Origin of the sequence: Nocardia alba NBRC 108234 (assembly GCF_001612665.1) — a bacterium.
GTDB lineage: Bacteria > Actinomycetota > Actinomycetes > Mycobacteriales > Mycobacteriaceae > Nocardia > Nocardia alba.
Genome location: NZ_BDAX01000023.1, coordinates 78252 through 97053 on the forward strand (window position 1 = coordinate 78252; position 18802 = coordinate 97053).

Sequence of the window (18802 nt, forward strand, 5' to 3'; positions counted from 1 at the left end):
CTGATCGACGTACGGCTCAGAGCTTGCGGGAGCGCAGCTCGTGGCCCTTCGAGGTCTTGCACCGGCCGGATTCCAGGTCCCACTGCCAGCCGTGCAGGTTGCAGGTGAGGTTATTGCCCTCCACCACACCGAATTTGGAGAGGTCGGCCTTGAGGTGGGGGCAGCGGCGCTGGACTTCCCAGCCGTCGAGTTCGGTGACGGCGGAGTCGTCGTGTGCCTCGGAGAACCAGCCGTCGGCGTAGGCGATGCGCTCGTCGGTGAGGCACTTGAAGAAGGTGTAGAGGAACTCGTTGTAGCCGCCGATGCGCCACGCCTGGAAGCGGGTGGACAGGAAGATCGTGTTCACCCAGTCCGGTTCGTTGTCGCGCAGCACGGTGCGCACCAGTTCGGGGGCGATGCGGAAGCCGTAGCGGTAGCGGCCCTCGCCTTCGAGCGGCGCGCGCACGGTGCGGTGCGGGAAGTCCAGGACCACGGTCTCCTCGCCGATCACCAGGCCTACCGGGTAGCCGATGCCGTCGCTGATCAGCGCGCTCTGCTTCATGATCGGTTCGAAGAGCTCACGCAGCGGTTCGAGCAGCGAACCCTCGCCGGTCTCCCATGAGGCCTTCTCCGCGGCCAGCACCGGCGCGAACCGCTGCGCCATCTCCGCGATGTAGGCGGCTTTGTCGCCGTAGATCCGATCCGGGTCGAACGGGTGCGCGAGGTCGAGTTCCTTGCCGCGCACATCGGCCACCGAGCCGGGGATCATCAGGATCCCGCCGGGGTTGCCGTGGATGTTCATCTGATCGAGGAACACGATCTGGTCGGGGAAGATGTTGCCTTCGTCGCCACGATCGTCGTTGAGGTAGCGCAGCTCCTCGTCGAGGAACACCGGCGGACCGGCCGAGGGCACCACCCAGGTCGCACCGACCTGCTCGATGTAGGACCGCGCGCGATCCATGCCACGCTGACGCTTCTGCTTGCCGAAGTTGGCCTTGGTCCGCGCCGGGATGTCGTACACCGCCGGGTACCAGATCGCGCCCGAGTACTGCAGCAGGTGGATGTCGATATCGCCGAACGCGTCGTGGATGACGTCCATGTCCACCGGTCGGGCGTCGTTCATGTTGAAGCAGGTGGTCTCACCGTCGGAGATGAGGATGCCGGAGTCGCCGATCGGACCGTCGGCGGGCGCGCGCAACGCGACGATCATGATGTCGACGGAACCCTTGGGTCCGGTGATCGTGTGCTTGACCGAGTCCTCGGTCTCGAAGAACTCGGTGAAGCCCAGCGCCTCCAGCTCACGGCGCAGGTCGAGCACCGGGTAGTCGGGCAGCAGGACCGTGGCGTCCTTGTTGACGTACTTCGCCAGGTGGGCGGCGTCGAAGTGATCGCGGTGCAGGTGCGAGACGTAGAGGTAGTCCACATCGCCGAGGGCCTCCCAGTCGAGCTGGGAGTTGTCCGGGAAGGGGAACCACGACGCGAAGTACGCGGGGTTCACCCAGGGATCGCACAGGATCGTGCCCGCTTCGGTGCGGATATGGAAGCCGGCATGTCCGACGCTGGTGATCTGCACGAGCTGTTTCCTCCTACCAGGATCTGATTCGCCGGATCAATGGCGAGCTACCGCCGTGGGGCCCCGGAGACTGCTTCGGCGGACCAGCCAACCAGGGTAGTGGCTAAATCGTTACGTCACCGATGCAATAGCCCTCAGCGGTCGCGACAACCGTGAAAGTGCGTGTCCGAGTGCCGCCGGGCGAGGTGGTCACAGGGACGTGAACTGCCAGGTAGTCGCCACGAATCTGCTCGGATCGTAGCTCCTCGCCGGTGTAGGAGGTGACATTGCCTACTTTGCCCGAGTTGCCTGTCAAGGGGGGTGCTACGGGATTGCCAGTGCCCTCGGGGTCCCAGCTAGCGGGCGAGGCCTTGCAGGTCAGCGGATGGTCTGCTTCGATGTCGGCCGCGTCGAGAGGTTTGCCGGTGGCGCGGGCGAGGTAGCGGCGGACGGTGTGACGCGCGTCGGCGTCGTCGTAACCGGGCTCGACACCCGCCGCGGAAACGCGGCCGCAGGCATAGCCCGACGCGACGGACTCGCGGTCGACGGTGACGGTGACGGTTCGGTTACGCCAGGTCACGGTGTCGGCGGTCGCGGTGCCCGGGGTGGCGAGGGCGGCGAGCACCGACTGGGGTTCGGCGTACATCTCGGCGACGGTGGCGGGCGGGATGGTCCAGCAGCTGCTCTGGAGCTCTTTCACCGTGCTGTTCTGTAGGTCGACGGCCCAGCGGCGGACAGCGGTCACGGCGTCGGCGTGGCCGGCGACGGCGCCGACCGGCGGCGCGTCGGCGGGCAGTGGGCTGTTCGGCGCCGGTTCGCCGGGCGCGATGGCCTGGGTCGCCGTGGTCGTCGACGCGGCGGCCGTGGTCGTCGCAGCGGGGTTCGCCTCGACCGGATCGCCCGGGATCCCCGACACCGAATCGCACCCGGCGACCAGGGCCGCGGTGACGATCAGTCCCGTGACCAGCGCGTACGCGCGGGGCGGGTGGGTCAGGGCAAGCTGGGCGCGTTCCACTACGACGTTCCTCGATTCCTAGGTCGTGGCACCCGCGTACGCAGACGGCGGGGTGTGACTGTCGGGGCGAGCGGACTCGCCGGGGTGTAGACCGGTGTGCGCGAAGCGGATTCGCTGCGCGGGCGAACGCCGCGATTCTACGGTGGCCGCGCGCGCGGATGGCACCCCTGCCGACTGGGAGATCTACGACTACCCTTGCGTACTTGTGGAACCCCTCTACTTCTCGATCATCGGCGTGGCCCGAACCCTGTTCTTCCTCGAAGGTCTGAAGTTCACCGTCAAGGGGGCGGAAAACATCCCCGCCACCGGCGGTGCCGTGCTGGCGGTCAACCACACCGGCTATATGGACTTCACCTACGCGGGTCTGCCCGTCCGTACCCCTCGTCGCTACATCAGGTTCATGGCCAAGCAGGAGGTGTTCGACAACAAGATCTCCGGCCCGATCATGCGCACCCTCAAGCACATCCCGGTCGACCGCACCGCGGGTGCGGACTCCTACCAATCGGCGGTGCAGTACCTGCGCGACGGCGAGCTCGTCGGCGTGTACCCCGAGGCCACGATCAGCCGCAGCTTCGAGATCAAGGAATTCAAGTCCGGCGCGGCCCGCATGGCGCTAGAAGCCGACGTCCCGATCATCCCGATCACCATCTGGGGCGCCCAGCGCGTGTGGACCAAGGGCTTCCCCAAGCGCCTCGGCCGCACCAACACCCCCATCTCGATCGCCGTCGGCGCCCCCATCCAGCCCTACGAACCCGCCGCCGACCTCACCGCCCAGCTCCGCTCCACCATGCAGGAAATGCTCGCCGACCTGCAAAAGTCCTACAACCACGAGCCCGGCGCCTACTGGGTCCCGAAACGACTCGGCGGCAGCGCCCCATCCCTCGCGGAGGCAACCGCCCTCGACGAAGCCGAAGCAGCCGAACGCTTCGCCCGCAAGGCCGCGAAAACGCAGGAGACCGAGGGCTGAGGTCGCCACCATGCCCGTTCGGCTCGTCGCCGGGGCTGACTCAGCGTGGGATTCGGCAGTGCGTCGGTGTGGGTAGCTCGCCGCGGAGGTAGGCGGCGGGTGGGACGCCCATGAGGGTGCGGAAGTCGGTGGTGAGGTGGGACTGGCCGTAGTAGCCGGTGCTCGCCGCGAGGTGTGACCATGGGGTATCGCCCGCGTGGGCGAGGACGCGACGCAGGCGTTGGATGCGGGCGAAGTGCTTGGGGGACAGCCCGATTCCCGTGGTGAACAGGTTGCGTATCTGGCGTTCGCTGACGGCGAGGCGGGCGGTGAGTTCACCGAGCGCGGGGGCGTCGTCGGCGGTGAGCGCGGAGATCGCCTCGCGGAGCACGATCCGATGCGTGCTCTCGGTTGTCGATTCCGAGACATGGCGCGGCAGGTGTTCGTCCAGGTACCCGATCGCCTGCTCGGTCGGCAGTCGAATCAGGTCCGCCGCGAAACCGCCCAGCGGTCCTGGCAATTCGTCGAGGCGCACGACGCGGTCGGTGAGCTCGGCCGCGGTGACGCCGAGCAGCTGGCGGGTCACGCCCGGTTCCAGGCGCAGCCGCACGCATCCGGCGGGCTCGTCGGGCTTCGAGTAGGACGCCTTCGTCTGCGCGCCGACAACGAACGCGCTCCCGCGACCGGACTTCTCGGTGCGGAGGACGACCGTGGTCGTCGCGAGGGGCGGATGGGCGAACGGCTGAGCGAGGTCGTCGAACAGCGGCGTGCTGGTGAGTTCGGCGAGCCAGGGACGCAACGATTCCGGGGTCGTCACAGGCATCTCGAGGTGCGCCGAGGTCAGATACGCCACCTGCTCGACTGTAGGTGGCGCGGTCCGCGATGTCCGTGCCGATTTCTCCTATATTCGCGGGCAGCCGGGCGACCATGCTCGTGCCATGATCCTGATCACCGGTGCCACAGGCACCATCGGAAGCGACGTCATCCGGCAGTTGGCGGCCGAGGGCGTCGCGGTTCGGGCGGCGACCCGCGACCCGGAGCGGGGAGGGTTCCCCGCCGGGGTCGAGGTGGTTCGCGTCCACTACCGCGACCCGGCGACGTTCGGACCCGCCATGCGAGGCGTCGAGGCCGCGTTCCTCGTCGGGATACCCGGCCCGGACGGCACCGGCACCGATGCCGAACTGGTGACCGCCGCGCGCGAGGCCGGGGTGCGGCGAGTGGTGAAGCTGTCCGCCGTCGGCACCGGCGACCCACGCCTCGGTGTGCCGGGTTCCTGGCACGTGCCAGGGGAGCGGGCCGTGCGCGACTCCGGCCTGGAGTGGACGATCCTGCGCCCCAACACTTTCGCGTCGAATACGTTCAGCTGGATCGAACCGCTGCGTGCCGGTGACCCCGTCCCGAATCTCACCGGCGAAGGCCGCCAGCCGGTGGTCGACCCACGCGATGTGGCGGCGGTCGCCGTCGCGGCATTGCGAGCCCCTGCGCACGTCGGCCGGACGCTCACGCTCACCGGGCCCGAACTGCTGACCGGCCACGAGCAGGCGGCCGTTCTCGCCGAGATCATCGGCCGCCCGATCGAGGTGACCGACATTCCCGAGGATGACACCCGCGCCTTCATGACCGCGGCCGGTCTGTCGCCCGCCTTCGTCGAAGGCGCCGCCGTGGGGCAGTCCTTCGTCCGGCACGGCCACAACGCGACGATCACCGACGACATCGCGCAAGCCCTCGGCCGACCACCCCGCGCCTACGCCACCTGGGCCGCCGGCCACCGTGCCGCCTTCGCCCCCGTCGTCGCAGGCGGCACAGCAGGGCCGAGCTGACCGGCGGGCGCATCGGACTCCGCCGCTCAGTTCATCGTCATCACCCACGACCCGTTGCAACCCTTGCGGTTGTTCCTTTTGCCGTCGTAGACCCAGTTGAACCTGATCGGCGGGTTCGTCCGTACGTTCCAATTCCCGGACGGTGAGGTGACCACCTTGCCGTTGCGCATCAGCAACCCGACCTCATCGTGGTCGAACACCCATTTCCCGCCGCTGGGCGGGTAGTTCAATCGAACCGTCACCCGTCCACCCGTGTGGTTCTGCACCACCAGGCACGAACCCGGCTCGTTCCGGTTGACCGCGTACTCCCCGAACGCTTCGTCTTCCACGTTGTCCCCGCTGTCGGTGAACTCGACCTCCCCACTGTCGGTGAACTCGGCCGGATCGGTGATGTCGGCCTGCGCCTGCCCGGCCCCCAACATTGTCGCCGTCATCGCGACGCCCACCGCGATCATCCCCAGACTCTTCACGCTGTCCCTCCCATGATCTTCGCGGCACCAACCGCCCTGCGGAAAACCCTCTCCCGCAGCCTTTTCCGCATCCTTGTGACCTGCTTAACGAGGTCGACCGGCGCCGGTTCTCACCGTCGAACAGGGTCGGAAGTGAGCACGGATTTCGTAGTTCGGGAGATTCGCGCTAGAGTTCCTTCTCGCACGACGAAGTCACCGGCGGTCGCTGGAACGGCTTCGGAAGGCACGCGGATGTGGCGCAGTGGTAGCGCATCACCTTGCCAAGGTGAGGGTCGCGAGTTCGAATCTCGTCATCCGCTCAACGAAAAGCCCGGCCATCGCGCCGGGCTTTTCTCATTCCGGGCGCCGGTTGAGGCGTTCGTGACTCAGCGGCGGCAGGAACTCGCCGATCAGGGTCCGACGCCACCAGATCCGCTCGCGGCGCAGTTCGGTGGGCGTGCTGAAGCGGTACTCGTACAGCCGGGCGCGCAGGTAGTGCGGCGGCGTGTCGGGGAACGGGCAGTGCCGCAGCAGGCGCAGGGTGTCGGGATCGTTGTCGAGCAGGCGGCGCACCAGCGGCAGCATCCAGGCTCGCGCGTAGCTGGGCGACAGCGCGGCGAACCACATCAGCCAGTCCAGCCGCAGGTGGTACGGGGCCCACTGGCGCGGATGTGATCGCAGGGCTCCCGGTTTGCCTTTGAACTCGTATTCGCGCCACACCGTGTCCGGCGTCAGGTGGGTGGCGTCGGTGCCCTCGAGCACGATCTCCTGGCGCACGCGGGTGATACTGCCGAACGCGCCGTAGGTGTTGACCAGGTGCAACGGGTCGAACGAGGCGTTCATCGCCTGCTGTGCGGAGAGGAGGTTGCGCACCGGCCGCACGCTCAGCACCACCACCGTCGCGACGAAGGCGAGGACCGCGCCGAGGAACCATCCGGGCGGGTCGGCCACCGGCGGCGCGTGCGGCAGCACCGGGTAGGCGCTGATGGCGGTTGTCGCCAGCAGCAGGGTCACCCAGTTCAGCCAGGCGAAATTGCCCGAGAGCACCAGCCACAGCTGGGTGACGATGATGATGGCCGCCGCGACGCTCGCCACCGGCTGCGGCGCGAACAACCCGAACGGCACGATCAACTGCGCGAGGTGATTGGCGGCGACCTCCACCCGGTGCAGCGGCCGGGGCAGATGGTGGAAGAACCAGCTCAGCGGACCCGGCATCGGTTGGGTCTCGTGGTGGTAATACAGGCAGGTCAGGTCTCGCCAGCACCGATCGCCGCGCATCTTGATCAACCCGGCCCCGAGCTCCACCCGCAACACCAGCCAGCGCGCGGCGAACAGCACGAGCAGTGGCGGCGCGACGGTGTCGTTACCGAGGAAGATCGCCAGAAAACCCGCCTCCAGCAGCAGTGATTCCCAGCCGAACGAGTACCACACCTGCCCTACGTTCACGATCGACAGATACAGCGCCCACAGCAGCGCCCACAGCGCCATGGCCGCCCACAGCGGCACCAGATCGGCGATGCCGAGCGCGACCGCCACCGCGAGCACCACCCCGGACCAGGCGATACCGGCGTAGAACCGATCGGAGTAGCGCAGGTGGAACAGGCTCGGCGACCGACGCAACGGCGTGCGGGCCAGGTAGCGCGGGATGGGCAGCATCCCGCGCTCACCGAGCAGCGCGCGGAACTGCAGCGCCGCGGCCAGAAAGGCGAGGCCGTAGATCACCGCCAGGCCACGCTGGAAGATCAGCCTGCCCTGCCAGTACTCCGGTGCCGTGAACCAGTCCATGCACCCGCTCCCGGCCCCCCGATTCGATTGTCCACCCAGCCGCTTGTGGCGGCCACGGCTTCACCTTCTCGACCGACGCCCAGACGCTGTTCTGAGCGGTCGCTTCACCCGTATCGGGTGATCCCCGCGCCCGGGTTGCGCGAGCAAGCTCGATACCGAGCGTCTCGAACCGAGCGGAGGGATTCCCATGTGCCAGGCCAAGGATCCGAGCGCGGCGACGGTGGCGGCCAACGTCGCCGCCACCGAACGCTACGACATGGACAACCGAGCCGATTTCACCGATGCGCGGCGCGGTCTGATCGCCGAGCTGCCCGGTCTCGTGTACTCCGACGCCGACCCCGACAAGGTGGTCTACGACCCGGAGGAACTCGCCTACCTCACCGAGGACGCCCCGTGCCCGGACTCGGTCAACCCGAGCCTGTGGCGTCAGTCCCAGCTGATCTCACTCGGCGGCCTCTACGAGGTGACCAAGGGCATCTACCAGGTACGCAACAACGATATCGCCAACCTGACGGTGATCGAGGGTGACGACGGGATCGTGGTCGTCGATTGCATGGCCGGGGTGGAGTCCGCCGAGCAGAGTATGAAGATGATCCGCGAGCACATCACCGACAAGCCGGTGGCGGCGGTGATCTACACCCACACCCACATCGACCACTACGGCGGAGTGAAGGGTGTGGTGTCGGCCGACGACGTGGCCTCGGGCAAGGTGCCGATCATCGCGCCGGGCCACCAATTCGACAAGTACGCCATCGGTGAGAACGTGGTCGCCGGTAATGCCATGGCACGCCGCAGCTTCTACGCATTCGGTGGTCTGCTGCCGAAGAACCCGCTCGGACACATCACCTGCGGCATCGGCGTAGCGGCAACGAAAGGTCCTGCTGTCTCCTATATTTCGCCGACCGACCTCATCACCGAGACCGGCGCCAAGCGCGAGATCGCCGGTATCGAATTCGAGTTCCTCTATGCCCCCGACACCGAGGCGCCCGAGGAGATGCACATCTGGATTCCGCACCTGAAGGCGCTGACCTGCGCCGAGAACGCCAATCATTCGTTGCACAACATCCAGACCCTGCGCGGTGCGCGCACCCGCGACGCCCGCAATTTCGCCCGCTATCTCGACGAGACGCTGGAACGCTGGGGCGACGAGGCGCAGGTGCACTACGGCCCGCACACCTGGCCGGTATGGGGCAACGACACCATCACCGCCTTCATCGAATCCCAGCGCGACACGTACAAATACATTCACGACCAGGCCCTGCGATTGGCGAACAAGGGCTACACGCCGCTCGAGGCGGCCGAAGTGATCGAACTGCCCGAAGAGCTCGGCCGTAACTGGGCCAACCGCGGCTACCACGGCACCCTGCACCACGATGTGCGCGCGGTGTACACCAAGGAACTGGGTATGTGGGACGGCGATCCGGTGTCGCTGCATCCGCATCCGCCGGTGGAGTCCGCCCGGCGCTTCGTCGAATTCGCCGGTGCGGACAAGATTCTCGCCGAGGGGGAGCGGGCGATCGCCGCGGCGGACTATCGCTGGGCCGCCGAGATCCTGCACAATCTGGTCTTCGCCCAGCCGGACAACCAGCGCGCCAAGGACTTACAGGCCGATGCCTACGAGCAGATGGGCTATCAAGCCGAGGGGCCGCAGTGGCGCGGTGTCTTCCTTTCCGCCGCATTGGAATTGCGCGCCGGTACCCAGCCGCCGCCGTACACCACGGCGAGCCGGGATTCGATTCTGGCGATGCCGATCGATATTCTCTTCGACTTCGTCTCCGTGCACGTTATCGGTGAGAAGGCGGCCGATATCGAGGTGCGGATGAATCTGGATTTCACCGATGCGGGTGAGCAGTGGACGATGTGGATTCGTCGCGGCGTGCTCAACGCGCGGCGCGGCCGGTCGGCGGACGCGCTGCTGAACGTCGCGGGGCCGAAGGCGTTGCTGGTCGCGGTGCTGCTGAAACCGGAGTCGGCCGATCAGCTCGCCGACGCGGGCGAGATCACCCTCGACGGCGACCGCGGCCAGCTCTCGACGCTGGGTGGCGTGCTCGACGAATTCGACCCGGCCTTCAATATCGTCACCCCCTGAACCGTGGAAATACCGAAGGGGCGACACCGTGTGGTGCCGCCCCTCGGTCTGTTCCGCTACTGCGCGGTGGACTTGAACCGACGCAGCCGCAGGCTGTTGCTCACCACGAACACCGAGCTGAACGCCATGGCGGCGCCGGCCAGCATCGGGTTGAGCAGCCCCGCCATGGCCAGCGGGATGGCGGCCACGTTGTAGGCGAAGGCCCAGAACAGGTTGCCCTTGATGGTGGCCAGGGTGCGCCGCGACAGGCGGATCGCGTCGGCGGCGGCGCGCAGGTCGCCGCGAACGAGGGTGAGATCGCTGGCCTCGATGGCCACGTCGGCGCCGGTGCCCATCGACAGGCCGAGGTCGGCCTGAGCCAGCGCGGCCGCGTCGTTGACGCCGTCGCCGACCATGGCGACGACCTTGCCCTCGGCCTGCAACCGCTTGACGGTGTCGACCTTGTCCTGTGGGAGCACCTCGGCGATCACCTCGGCGATGCCGACCTCGTCGCCGATGGCGCGGGCCGCGCGGGCGTTGTCGCCGGTGAGCAGGATGGGTGTCAGCCCGAGTTCACGGAACTGCGCGATGGCCCGCGCCGAGCTCGGCTTCACCGCGTCGGCGACGACCAGCACACCGCGCGCCTTACCGTCCCAGCCGACGGCGACCGCCGTCCTGCCCGCCGATTCCGCTTGTGCCAGTGCGGTTTCCAGCTTCTCGTCGAGCGCCTGCGACCAGTCGGCCAGCAGCCGAGCCCGGCCGACGATCACCGCGTGCCCGTCGACCACGCCCTGCACCCCGAGGCCCTCGACATTGGCGAATCCCTCCACCTGCGACAGTGTGCCGAACTCGTCGCGCGCGCCCTTGGCGATCGCCTGCGCGATCGGGTGTTCCGACGAATCCTCCAGCGCACCGGCGAGTTCCAGCACGGTGCTGCCCAGTTCGCCCTCGGCGGGAATCACGTCGAGCAGCGTCATCTTGCCGGTGGTGACGGTGCCGGTCTTGTCGAGCACGATGGTGTCGACCAGGCGGGTGGATTCGAGCACCTCGGGTCCCTTGATCAGGATGCCGAGCTGCGCGCCGCGTCCGGTGCCGACCATCAGCGCGGTCGGGGTGGCCAGGCCGAGGGCGCAGGGGCAGGCGATGATCAGCACCGCCACGGCCGCCGTGAAGGCCGCGGCGACGGAACCGCCGGTGCCGAGCCAGAATCCGAGCGTGGCGACGGCGAGCGCGATGACGATCGGGACGAAGATGCCCGAGATCCGGTCGGCCAGTCGCTGGGCCTGCGCCTTGCCGGTCTGCGCGTCTTCCACGAGCCGCGCCATCTGGGCGAGTTGGGTGTCGGCGCCGATCCGGGTGGCGCGCACCACGAGTCGTCCGCCGACATTCACGGTAGCGCCGGTGACGTCGTCGTCGACGCCGACCTCCACCGGCACCGACTCGCCGGTCAGCATGGACGCGTCGACCGCGGACGTGCCCTCGGTGATCACACCGTCGGTGGCGATCTTCTCGCCCGGTCGCACGATGAACTCGTCACCGACAGCCAACTCCTCCACCGGAATTCGCGTCTCGACGCCGCCGCGAAGCACCGCGACATCCTTCGCGCCGAGCTCGAGCAGTGCCTTCAGCGCGGCGCCCGCCCGTCGCTTCGATCGCGCCTCGAAGTACCGCCCGGCCAGGATGAACGTGGTCACGCCCGCCGCCGCTTCGAGGTAGATGCTGCCGGTGCCGTCCATCCGCGCGATGGTGAACTCGAACGGGTGCGTCATTCCCGGCGTGCCCGCCGTGCCCCAGAACAGGGCGTACAGCGACCAGCCGAACGCGGCGAGCGTGCCCATCGACACGAGCGTGTCCATGGTGGCGGTGCCGTGCCGCAGATTGGTCAACGCGGCCCGGTGGAAGGGCAGCGCGCCCCAGACCACGACCGGCGCGGCCAGCGTGAGCGAGAGCCACTGCCAGTTGGTGAACTGCAACGCGGGAATCATCGCCATCGCGATCACCGGCACGGTGAGCACTGCCGACACGATCAGCCGGGTGCGCAGCGAGGCGGTCGGGTCGGCTTCGGCGATCGGCGCCTGTTCGGTCTCTGGCTGCTTCGGTGCGGGCAGTGCCGCGGTGTAACCGGCCTGTTCGACGGTGGCGATCAGCGCCTCGGGGGAGACGTCACCGGTGAAGTCGACGCGCGCCTTCTCGGTCGCGTAGTTGACCGTGGCGGTGACCCCGTCGAGCTTGTTGAGCTTCTTCTCGATCCGGTTCGCGCAGGAAGCGCAGGTCATGCCACCGATCACCAGTTCTACCTGGCCGGTGCCCGGTGGGTGTGTCACGGTGGTCATGGGGTGCTCCTTTGTTCCTGATAGCAATTCTCGCTGAGTGACAGCGGGTGAGACAGGTGGGGTCAGTGGCCGTGGCCGGGCGTGCCGTGGTCGGCGGGCGGGGCCGGGGTGCTCGCACCGGCGGCATCGGGCGCGGCGACCCGCACGGTGAACTCCGCGGTTCGCACCACGCCCTGGTGCTGGAAGTCGAGGAACAGGCGGTAGTCGCCCGCGCTCGGTGCGTTCACGATGAAATCGATGCCCGGTCCGGCGGGGGTGACGCCGTCGCCGGGCGTGCCTTCCGGGTGAACGTGCAGGTAGGCGAGGTCGGCGGCGCGCAGGGCTACCAGATGACCGTAGGCGCCGAGGTAGGGCTGGAGGTCGGTGACCGGAGTGCCTTCGCGGTTGACCGAGAGCGTCACCTTCGACGCGGCGCCCGGAGTGACCGTGCCGTTCAGCGCGACCGTGTACTCGCCGACCCGCGCGGTGGCGGCGGGCGCGGGCAGCGCCTGCACGTCGTAGTTACCCGCCACCCGCAGATCGGCGCCGAGCGTCAGGTTCGACCCGCCCGCGGGGGTGAAGTCGGCGTAGACCCGGTAGTCGCCGGCGCGGCTGAGGTCCAGCGGCACGGTCCAGGTCCCGGCCGGATCCAGGACCGGGTGGACGTGCTGGAAGGCCGCCAGGTCGCGGCGAACCACGATCAGGTGCAGGTCCTTGTCGTGGCTGTTCACGTACCGGGTCGCCGGTGCGCCGTTCGCGTCGAGAATGCGAAAACTCGTCGGCGACTGCGGCGCGGTAGTGGTGTTCGGCTTGTCCAACGCGAGCGTGTAGCCCTGATCGGTAGCGAGCAGGCCGCCGGGGAATTCGGACGCCGCTGCCCCGGTCGAGTGCTCGTCGTGCCCGGCCGACTCGGACGGTTCCGGACCGACAACAGCGCCGACGGTCAGCGCGATCCCGAAGACCGCCGCGAGGCCGAGGACGAATCCGGCGAACTTGCCTGTTGCGTTCATCGCGATGCTCCGTATCCGTTCAGTCGGCGAGTTGGAAGCCGATCGAGGTGACTGGCGTCGGCGGCCGGTGGTGACCACGGAACCGCTGTGGTCCGCCGCTGATTGTTACCATACCCCCCTAGGGTATTTTGTCAAACGGCTGTCGGCGCCGTCCTCGCGGCAAGCGAAAACCCGGCTCGCGTGATGGTGCGAGCCGGGTCTGCGTACTGCCCCGAGGTGACGCCTCGGAGCTAGCCTGCGTGGAGGTTGCGCGCCGTGGGGGAGGTCGGTGTCGTGGCCGGGTCCGGGGCGGTGCCGAGGAGGCGGTCGGCGGTGCCGGAGGTGGTCACGGTGAACCAGTAGTGCTCGTTCTTGTAGTGGTGGTGGCGGTGGTTTCGCCAAATCGCCCGGTACAGCGCGTGTTTCGGCTTGTAGTCGGTGTGGATCAGGTAGTGGGTCCACTCGTAGAGCAGGCCGAGGGTGGTGATGGTGAGCAGGAAGGTGAGGCCGAGGGCGGTGCGGGGGAAGGCGAGCAGGGCGATCGCGACCAGGGCGACGATTGTGAGCAGTAGCGACTTGGGCGGGATGAAGATCAGCGGGATGTCGCGCGGGTCCACGTGGTGCTCGCGGTGTTTGCGCGCCAGCTCACTGTCGATGGTCAGCGGGCCGAGGTGTCGTGGGCGCCAGTGCAGCACGGTGACATGGATGATCCACTCGACGAGCGGGAACGCGGCCAGGATCACCACGGGGACAAGGGCATCGGTGAGCTGCCAGTCGCCGATGGCGACGCGGGTGCTCGCCGCGACCACGAAGACCGCGGCGATCATCCAGGGCGACGGATGCCGGAGGAACTCGCGGGCCGCCTCGCTCAGGGACATACTGCGCCGGATCGCCCGCGGTGAGCCGCGGTCGGGGGTTCGGTGGGTTCCGGTCGCACGGGATCGCTCGGAGTCGTGCGACGTCGTTGTCGGACGGTGATCGGTCATGTCATTCCTCGGGTGGATCATGGCCCGTCGAGGGCATGGATCAGGGCGGTGGTCGCCGGCTCGAGCAGTGCTCGGGCGGTGTCGGCGGCCCGTTCCGGCGCACCCGCGGTGATCGCGGCGGCCAGGTCTCGATAGGCGTCGCCATTGCCCACCTCGGCGGACATGATCGGCGCCAGCGCGGCCAGGGCGGGTTCGTAGGCGGCGCGCAGCATGGAATACATCAGCCGGAAGGCGATCGAATCGGCGAGGTCGAGGATGTGATCCCAGAATTCGAGGGCGATCCGCTGCTGGGCGAGTGGATCGGATTCGGCGACAAGGGAATCGACGGATTCGCCGAGCAGTGCGAGCTCGCTTCCGATGCGCGGCTCGGCGGTACCTCGCGATCGAACCCGAGCGGCGGCGAGCTCGGCGATCTTGGGCCCGTTGTGCAACCGAGCCTCGAGAATGCTGCGCGCGACCGCGGGGTCGATCGAATCACCCCGAAGCAGCAGTCGCGGCAGCACCTCCAGCCCGGCGCTGCGCCGATAGTCGAGCACGGTCGTCGCCTCACCTTGCCGAACGGCGACCAGCCCCGCCGCGGCCAACCGCTGCAATGCCTCCCGCACCGCGGGCCGCGACACTCCCAACGCTTCGGCCAACTGCCGCTCACTCGGCAAGGTGCTGCCCGCCGTCAACTCCCCGCCCAGCACTTCGGCGGCGATCTGCTCGAACACATCACCGGAAACCGAGCGCTTCACCACAGGAGTCCATGCCATACCCCTGATACTGCGCTCTCAGCGGTAAGAGGTCAAGTGGTCAGACCAGTTGATTGTGGACGTCTCGGCGTCGAGGTGAGAATCAGTCGAGCGGAAACGGCCGAGTGCCCAGGTCAGCTGGGGTCGGAGCCCCGGATGGCGGAAAGCCAGGTGGCGGCGGCAGCGGCGACCGTGGTTGCGGCGACGAACGCGCCGAGACCGCCGTTCATGACATAGACCCAGAGCAGGCCGACCAGCGGTGCGCCGACCGCGGGCTGGAGGTCGAGGACCAGTCGACGGGAGATCCCGTACGCGGGCGGATCGGTCGCCCGGGTGGGGTTGTCGATGAGTTTTCCCGAGGGCTCGGTGGTGCGAACTCGACCCGAAGGGTAGAAGCGGGCCGATGCCGCAGGACGTTCGTCGAGGATCGCGCGGCCGGTGAGTTCCAGCTCGGTCGGAGTGAGCGAGGACAGGGCCGGGTCGTAGAAAACGGGCTGCCACACCAGCCGATCCCCGCTGCTGATCTCCAACCACGACCGGCTGACCAGCCGATACTGCTGCCGAACCCGCTTACCGAGCACCGTTCCGGTCGCCACGAGCCCCGTCGGGAGAACGCCGAACGCGAGCCCCGATTGGTAAGCGGTATAGGCGAGTACAGCGAGCGCGACCACGGCGAGCCCGCTCAACTGATCGACATCCGCGAACGGCACCCACGCGGCGACGACCGCGAGGGTGCCGCCCGTGACGAGCAGCGGATAGGTGAGTGCGCGCACCTACTTGGTGAAGCCGATGTTGGTGTAGTCGGCCGAGGCGAGGCCGAAAGCGCCGTAGTTCGCCAGATTCGCGCGCACGCCGGTCGCCCCGGCGGACTGCACGATCGGCAGCGAGAAGCCCTCTTCGAAGATCATGCGGTCGGCCTTGTTGGCCAGCTCGATCGCCTTCTGCGGATCGAGTTCGGCGATGGTCTCCTCGATCAGCGCGTTGAGTTCGGGGGAACCGATTCTGCCGTAGTTGCTCAGGATGTTCGCCGGATCGTAGGCGTAGATCTGGGGCAGCGCGCCGAGTGGGAAAATGCTTTTCTGCCAGGCGAATTGAGCGAGATCGAAGTTACCGGGATCGATGACGCCGGTGAAGAAGTTGGTGCCGGGGTAGGTTTCGATGATCAGCTTGACCCCGATCTCCGCGAGGTTCTGCTGCACGATCGTCGCGGTCTGGATCTGAACATCGTTCTGAGCCATCGCGTCGCGGATCTCGAGCTTGCGGCCGTCCTTCTCCCGGACATCGCCGTTGAGTTTCCAGCCCAGCTCATCGAGCATGCGGGCCGCCGCCGCGGGGTCGAACGCGACCGACTCGGCATTGTCCTCGAACCCGGTCTGCCCGACGAGGTACAGGTGGTTGTTCAATGGTTTCGGGTCGGTGACCAGGCCGTTCTGGATGGCCGTCGCGATCACCTGCCGATTGATGCCCTTGGAGATCGCGATCCGCAGTTTCGGATCCGACAGCAGGGCGCCGGGAGCGCCGTTGAAGGTGATGTGGGAGAACCGATTGGCCGGGGCGCGCCGCACCTGGATGCCGGGTGAATTCGTGGCGGTCTTGATCTCGTCGATGGTGCTCAGGTAGTCGACGGCGTCGAGTTCGTTGTTCTGTAGTGCGCTGAGCTGTGCGGACTGATCGAGGATGCTGTAGGTGACATTGGTGAGCTTGGGCGTCTCACCCCACCATCTCGGGTTGCGGCTCAGGACGATCCGCTGCTGGGCGCGGTCGACCGTCGTGATCATGAACGGGCCCGCCGACAACGGCATGTCGTTGCGGTACAGCTCGTCGAAAGCCTGCGGTGTCGCGGTGCTCTGCGCGGGATAGAGCGGGTTGAACAGACCCTTCCACTCCGCGTAGTGCTCGGCGAAGGTGACGATCGCCTGCCGGTCGTCGACCCCGCGTTCGACCTTGTCGACACTGCTGTAGGCCTGGGTCGCCGACACCTTGAAAGCGGGGTCGCGCCCGCTCAGCGCCGCGACCTGGGACCGCAGATCGTTCCACGTGATCGGGGAACCGTCCGACCACACCGCCTTCGGGTTGATCGTGTAGGTGATCGTCTGCGGGTTGGTGTTGGTCAGCTCGACGGACGTGTAGTAGTTGGTGTCGGTCGTGAGATTTCCGGCGGCGTCGGAAGTGAGGGTGCCGGGAATCGTCCAGCCGACCACATCGTTGACGTAGCCGTCCGAATCGACGTGGCTGCTGTTGAACGTCGGCGGGAATCCGGGAATGGCCAACCGGAGATTGCCGCCTTCTTGCACGGCGTCGCGGTCCTGCGGATTGATGTCGTTGATCGCGCCGATGGTGCTCGAACCCGCCTGCACGTCACTGTCGGACCCACAACCGCCCAGCACCAACGTCAAGGCGAGAACTGGTGCCGCGATGCGGAAACCGGCCAGGCGTAAGCGCCCGGAGTCAGTAACTGTGGTCATTTCGTGAATCCGATCTTGGTGTAGTCGTAGGTGGCCAGCCCGGGGGAGCCGATATTGGCGAGGGTGGTGCGGGCGCCGAAGCTGCCGTCGGACTGCATCAGGGGCAGGGAGTGGCCTTCTTCGAAGACCGCGCGGTCGACCTGGTTCGCCAGCTCGATGGATTTCTGTGGGTCCAGTTCGGTGAGGGTCCGTTCGATGAGCGCGTTGAGTTCGGGGGAGCCGATGCGGCCGTAGTTGGCCTGGAGGTCGGTGGGGTCGTAGTAGTAGACCTGGCGAATGCTGCTCAGCGGGAAGGGATCGCCCTCGTAGATGTACTGGGCGGCGTCGAAGTCGCCCGGCTGGATGACATCGGTGAACAGCCCGGCGGCGGGCTTGGTGTCGATGTTGAGCTGCACGCCGATGGCGGCCAGGTTCTGCTGGATGATCTGCGCGATCTGCACCCAGGTGGGGTCGTTGTACATGACGTCGCGGATGACCAGTTTCCGGCCGTCCTTTTCGCGCACCTCGCCGTTGAGTTTCCAGCCGAGTGCGTCGAGTTGCGCGGCCGCGGCGGCGGGGTCGAAGCCGAGACTGTTGTCCTGGTAGCCCTTCTGGCCCTGGAGGAAAACGTGGTTGTTGAGCGGTTTCGGGTTCTCGACCAACCCGTATTGCATCGCGTTGACGATCCCCTGGCGGTCGATCGCTTTCGAGATGGCTACGCGCACACCCTCTTCGGCCAGAATCGAGCCGGGTGCGCCGTTGAAGGTAAGGTGGCGCCAGCGATTGCCGGGAGCGCGGCGCACCACGAGCCCCTCGGTGCCGCGCACCGTCTTCACATCATCGAGGGTGGTCAGGCGAATGAGGTCGATCTCGTTGTTCTGCAACGCCTGGACCCACGCCGTCGAGTCGAGCACGCTGTAGGTGATGGTGTCGAGAACGGGTCTGTCGCCCCACCATTTAGGGTTGCGGCCGAGGGTGATCCGGCCCTGGCCACGGTCGGTGGCGCTGACGATGAACGGGCCCGCGGTGAGCGTGATCGCATCCGCGAGGCCGGTATTGAAGGCCTCGGGCGTGCTGGTCACCGACTTCGGATAGAGGGCGGAGTTGCCGGCGAACTGGCCGCGCCAGTCGGCGTAGGGCTTGCTGAAGGTGAGGACGGCCTGCTGGTCGTCGGCGCCGCGCTCCACCTTGTCGACGAATTCGAAACCGTTGGTGATCGCGATCAGATAGCTCTTGTCGCGTCCGCTCAGCGCGTGCGCCTGGGCGGCCAGATCCTCCCAGGTGATCGGCGAACCGTCCGACCAGACCGCCTTCGGATTGATCGAATACGTCACCCGCATCGGATCGGTGCTGGTGAGCTGGATATCGGTGAAGAAATCGGTGTCGACGCTGAGCTGGCCCGCCGCGTCGATCTCGTACGATCGCGGCAGCATCGCGCGCACGATATTGCCGATCTCGCCGTTGTTGCCGTCGTTGGACAGGGTGTTCCAGTTGGCGGGGTAAGCGGTGGTCGCCAAGCGCAGATTGCCGCCCTCGCGCAGTTCGTCAACGCTCTTGGGGTTGATGTCGCTGGTCGACCCGATCTCATCGCTCAACCCGGCTGCCGACTCGTCGCCGCCCCCACAGCCCGCCAATATCATCCCGGCGGCCACCACCACGGCCGCACAGCGCAGGCGGGCAGTGCGGGCTGCTCGCATTCGTCGGGTTCTCATGGCGCCTCCTT

The 18802-nt window shown here is 67.4% G+C and carries 15 protein-coding genes and 1 tRNA gene; 4 read left to right on the forward strand and 12 right to left on the reverse strand.

All coding sequences use genetic code 11. The features are described 5' to 3' along the window. Positions 1 to 16 precede the first annotated feature (16 nt). Together NA12_RS24090 and NA12_RS24095 are read right to left on the reverse strand one after the other, a co-directional pair. Positions 17 to 1552: a Rieske 2Fe-2S domain-containing protein gene (locus NA12_RS24090; protein ID WP_067455651.1), complete on the reverse strand. Its 1536-nt coding sequence runs from the start codon at positions 1550 to 1552 to the stop codon at positions 17 to 19. Positions 1553 to 1655: 103 nt separating this feature from the next. Then, positions 1656 to 2546, reverse strand: a complete 891-nt coding sequence (locus NA12_RS24095) for a hypothetical protein (protein ID WP_067455653.1) — start codon at positions 2544 to 2546, stop codon at positions 1656 to 1658. 205 nt (positions 2547 to 2751) lie between these two features. Between NA12_RS24095 and NA12_RS24100 the strand changes: the two genes are divergently transcribed. Beyond that, a complete protein-coding gene (locus NA12_RS24100; protein ID WP_067455655.1) occupies positions 2752 to 3513 on the forward strand; it encodes a lysophospholipid acyltransferase family protein in 762 nt (253 codons plus the stop codon). A 40-nt stretch (positions 3514 to 3553) separates the two neighbouring features. On the opposite strand, the gene NA12_RS24105 is transcribed toward NA12_RS24100, so the two are convergent. After that, the gene (locus tag NA12_RS24105; protein ID WP_084473059.1) at positions 3554 to 4345 is read right to left on the reverse strand and encodes a helix-turn-helix domain-containing protein; all 792 of its coding nucleotides are present in this window, start codon (positions 4343 to 4345) and stop codon (positions 3554 to 3556) included. An 85-nt stretch (positions 4346 to 4430) separates the two neighbouring features. Here NA12_RS24105 and NA12_RS24110 point away from each other — a divergent pair, with 85 nt between their 5' ends. Then, positions 4431 to 5312 carry an NAD(P)H-binding protein gene (locus NA12_RS24110; RefSeq protein ID WP_067455657.1) on the forward strand — a complete coding sequence of 294 codons (882 nt, stop codon included), beginning with the start codon at positions 4431 to 4433 and terminating at the stop codon, positions 5310 to 5312. Between the two features lie 26 nt (positions 5313 to 5338). Here NA12_RS24110 and NA12_RS24115 read toward each other — a convergent pair whose 3' ends face one another. Continuing rightward, the gene (locus NA12_RS24115) at positions 5339 to 5782 is read right to left on the reverse strand and encodes a hypothetical protein (protein ID WP_132369744.1); all 444 of its coding nucleotides are present in this window, start codon (positions 5780 to 5782) and stop codon (positions 5339 to 5341) included. A gap of 227 nt (positions 5783 to 6009) precedes the next feature. On the opposite strand from NA12_RS24115, the gene NA12_RS24120 reads away from it, so the two are divergent. Then, positions 6010 to 6081 (forward strand) — tRNA-Gly (locus NA12_RS24120). Positions 6082 to 6115: 34 nt separating this feature from the next. On the opposite strand, the gene NA12_RS24125 is transcribed toward NA12_RS24120, so the two are convergent. After that, entirely contained in the window at positions 6116 to 7546 is a 1431-nt protein-coding gene (locus NA12_RS24125) for a lipase maturation factor family protein (protein WP_067455662.1), read from the reverse strand. Between the two features lie 187 nt (positions 7547 to 7733). Between NA12_RS24125 and NA12_RS24130 the strand changes: the two genes are divergently transcribed. Then, entirely contained in the window at positions 7734 to 9635 is a 1902-nt protein-coding gene (locus NA12_RS24130; RefSeq protein ID WP_067455666.1) for an alkyl/aryl-sulfatase, read from the forward strand. Positions 9636 to 9691: 56 nt separating this feature from the next. Here the strand turns inward: NA12_RS24130 and NA12_RS24135 are convergent, their stop codons facing one another. From NA12_RS24135 to NA12_RS24165, 7 genes are all read right to left on the reverse strand, one after another. Continuing rightward, the gene (locus tag NA12_RS24135) at positions 9692 to 11947 is read right to left on the reverse strand and encodes a heavy metal translocating P-type ATPase (protein WP_067455669.1); all 2256 of its coding nucleotides are present in this window, start codon (positions 11945 to 11947) and stop codon (positions 9692 to 9694) included. A 62-nt stretch (positions 11948 to 12009) separates the two neighbouring features. Continuing rightward, entirely contained in the window at positions 12010 to 12936 is a 927-nt protein-coding gene (locus NA12_RS24140) for a DUF8832 domain-containing protein (protein WP_067455673.1), read from the reverse strand. 230 nt (positions 12937 to 13166) lie between these two features. Continuing rightward, on the reverse strand, positions 13167 to 13793 hold the full coding sequence (locus NA12_RS24145) for a sterol desaturase family protein (protein WP_067456004.1): 627 nt from the start codon (positions 13791 to 13793) through the stop codon (positions 13167 to 13169). A 125-nt stretch (positions 13794 to 13918) separates the two neighbouring features. Beyond that, positions 13919 to 14656: a FadR/GntR family transcriptional regulator gene (locus NA12_RS24150; RefSeq protein WP_067455675.1), complete on the reverse strand. Its 738-nt coding sequence runs from the start codon at positions 14654 to 14656 to the stop codon at positions 13919 to 13921. A gap of 113 nt (positions 14657 to 14769) precedes the next feature. After that, on the reverse strand, positions 14770 to 15408 hold the full coding sequence (locus NA12_RS24155) for a hypothetical protein (RefSeq protein ID WP_084473061.1): 639 nt from the start codon (positions 15406 to 15408) through the stop codon (positions 14770 to 14772). Continuing rightward, complete coding sequence (locus tag NA12_RS24160; RefSeq protein ID WP_067455677.1) at positions 15409 to 17100, reverse strand: ABC transporter family substrate-binding protein; 1692 nt, start codon at positions 17098 to 17100, stop codon at positions 15409 to 15411. Next, on the reverse strand, positions 17097 to 18791 hold the full coding sequence (locus NA12_RS24165; RefSeq protein WP_371856019.1) for an ABC transporter family substrate-binding protein: 1695 nt from the start codon (positions 18789 to 18791) through the stop codon (positions 17097 to 17099). Before NA12_RS24165 ends, NA12_RS24160 begins: the two co-directional genes overlap by 4 nt. Between the last annotated feature and the right edge of the window lie 11 nt (positions 18792 to 18802).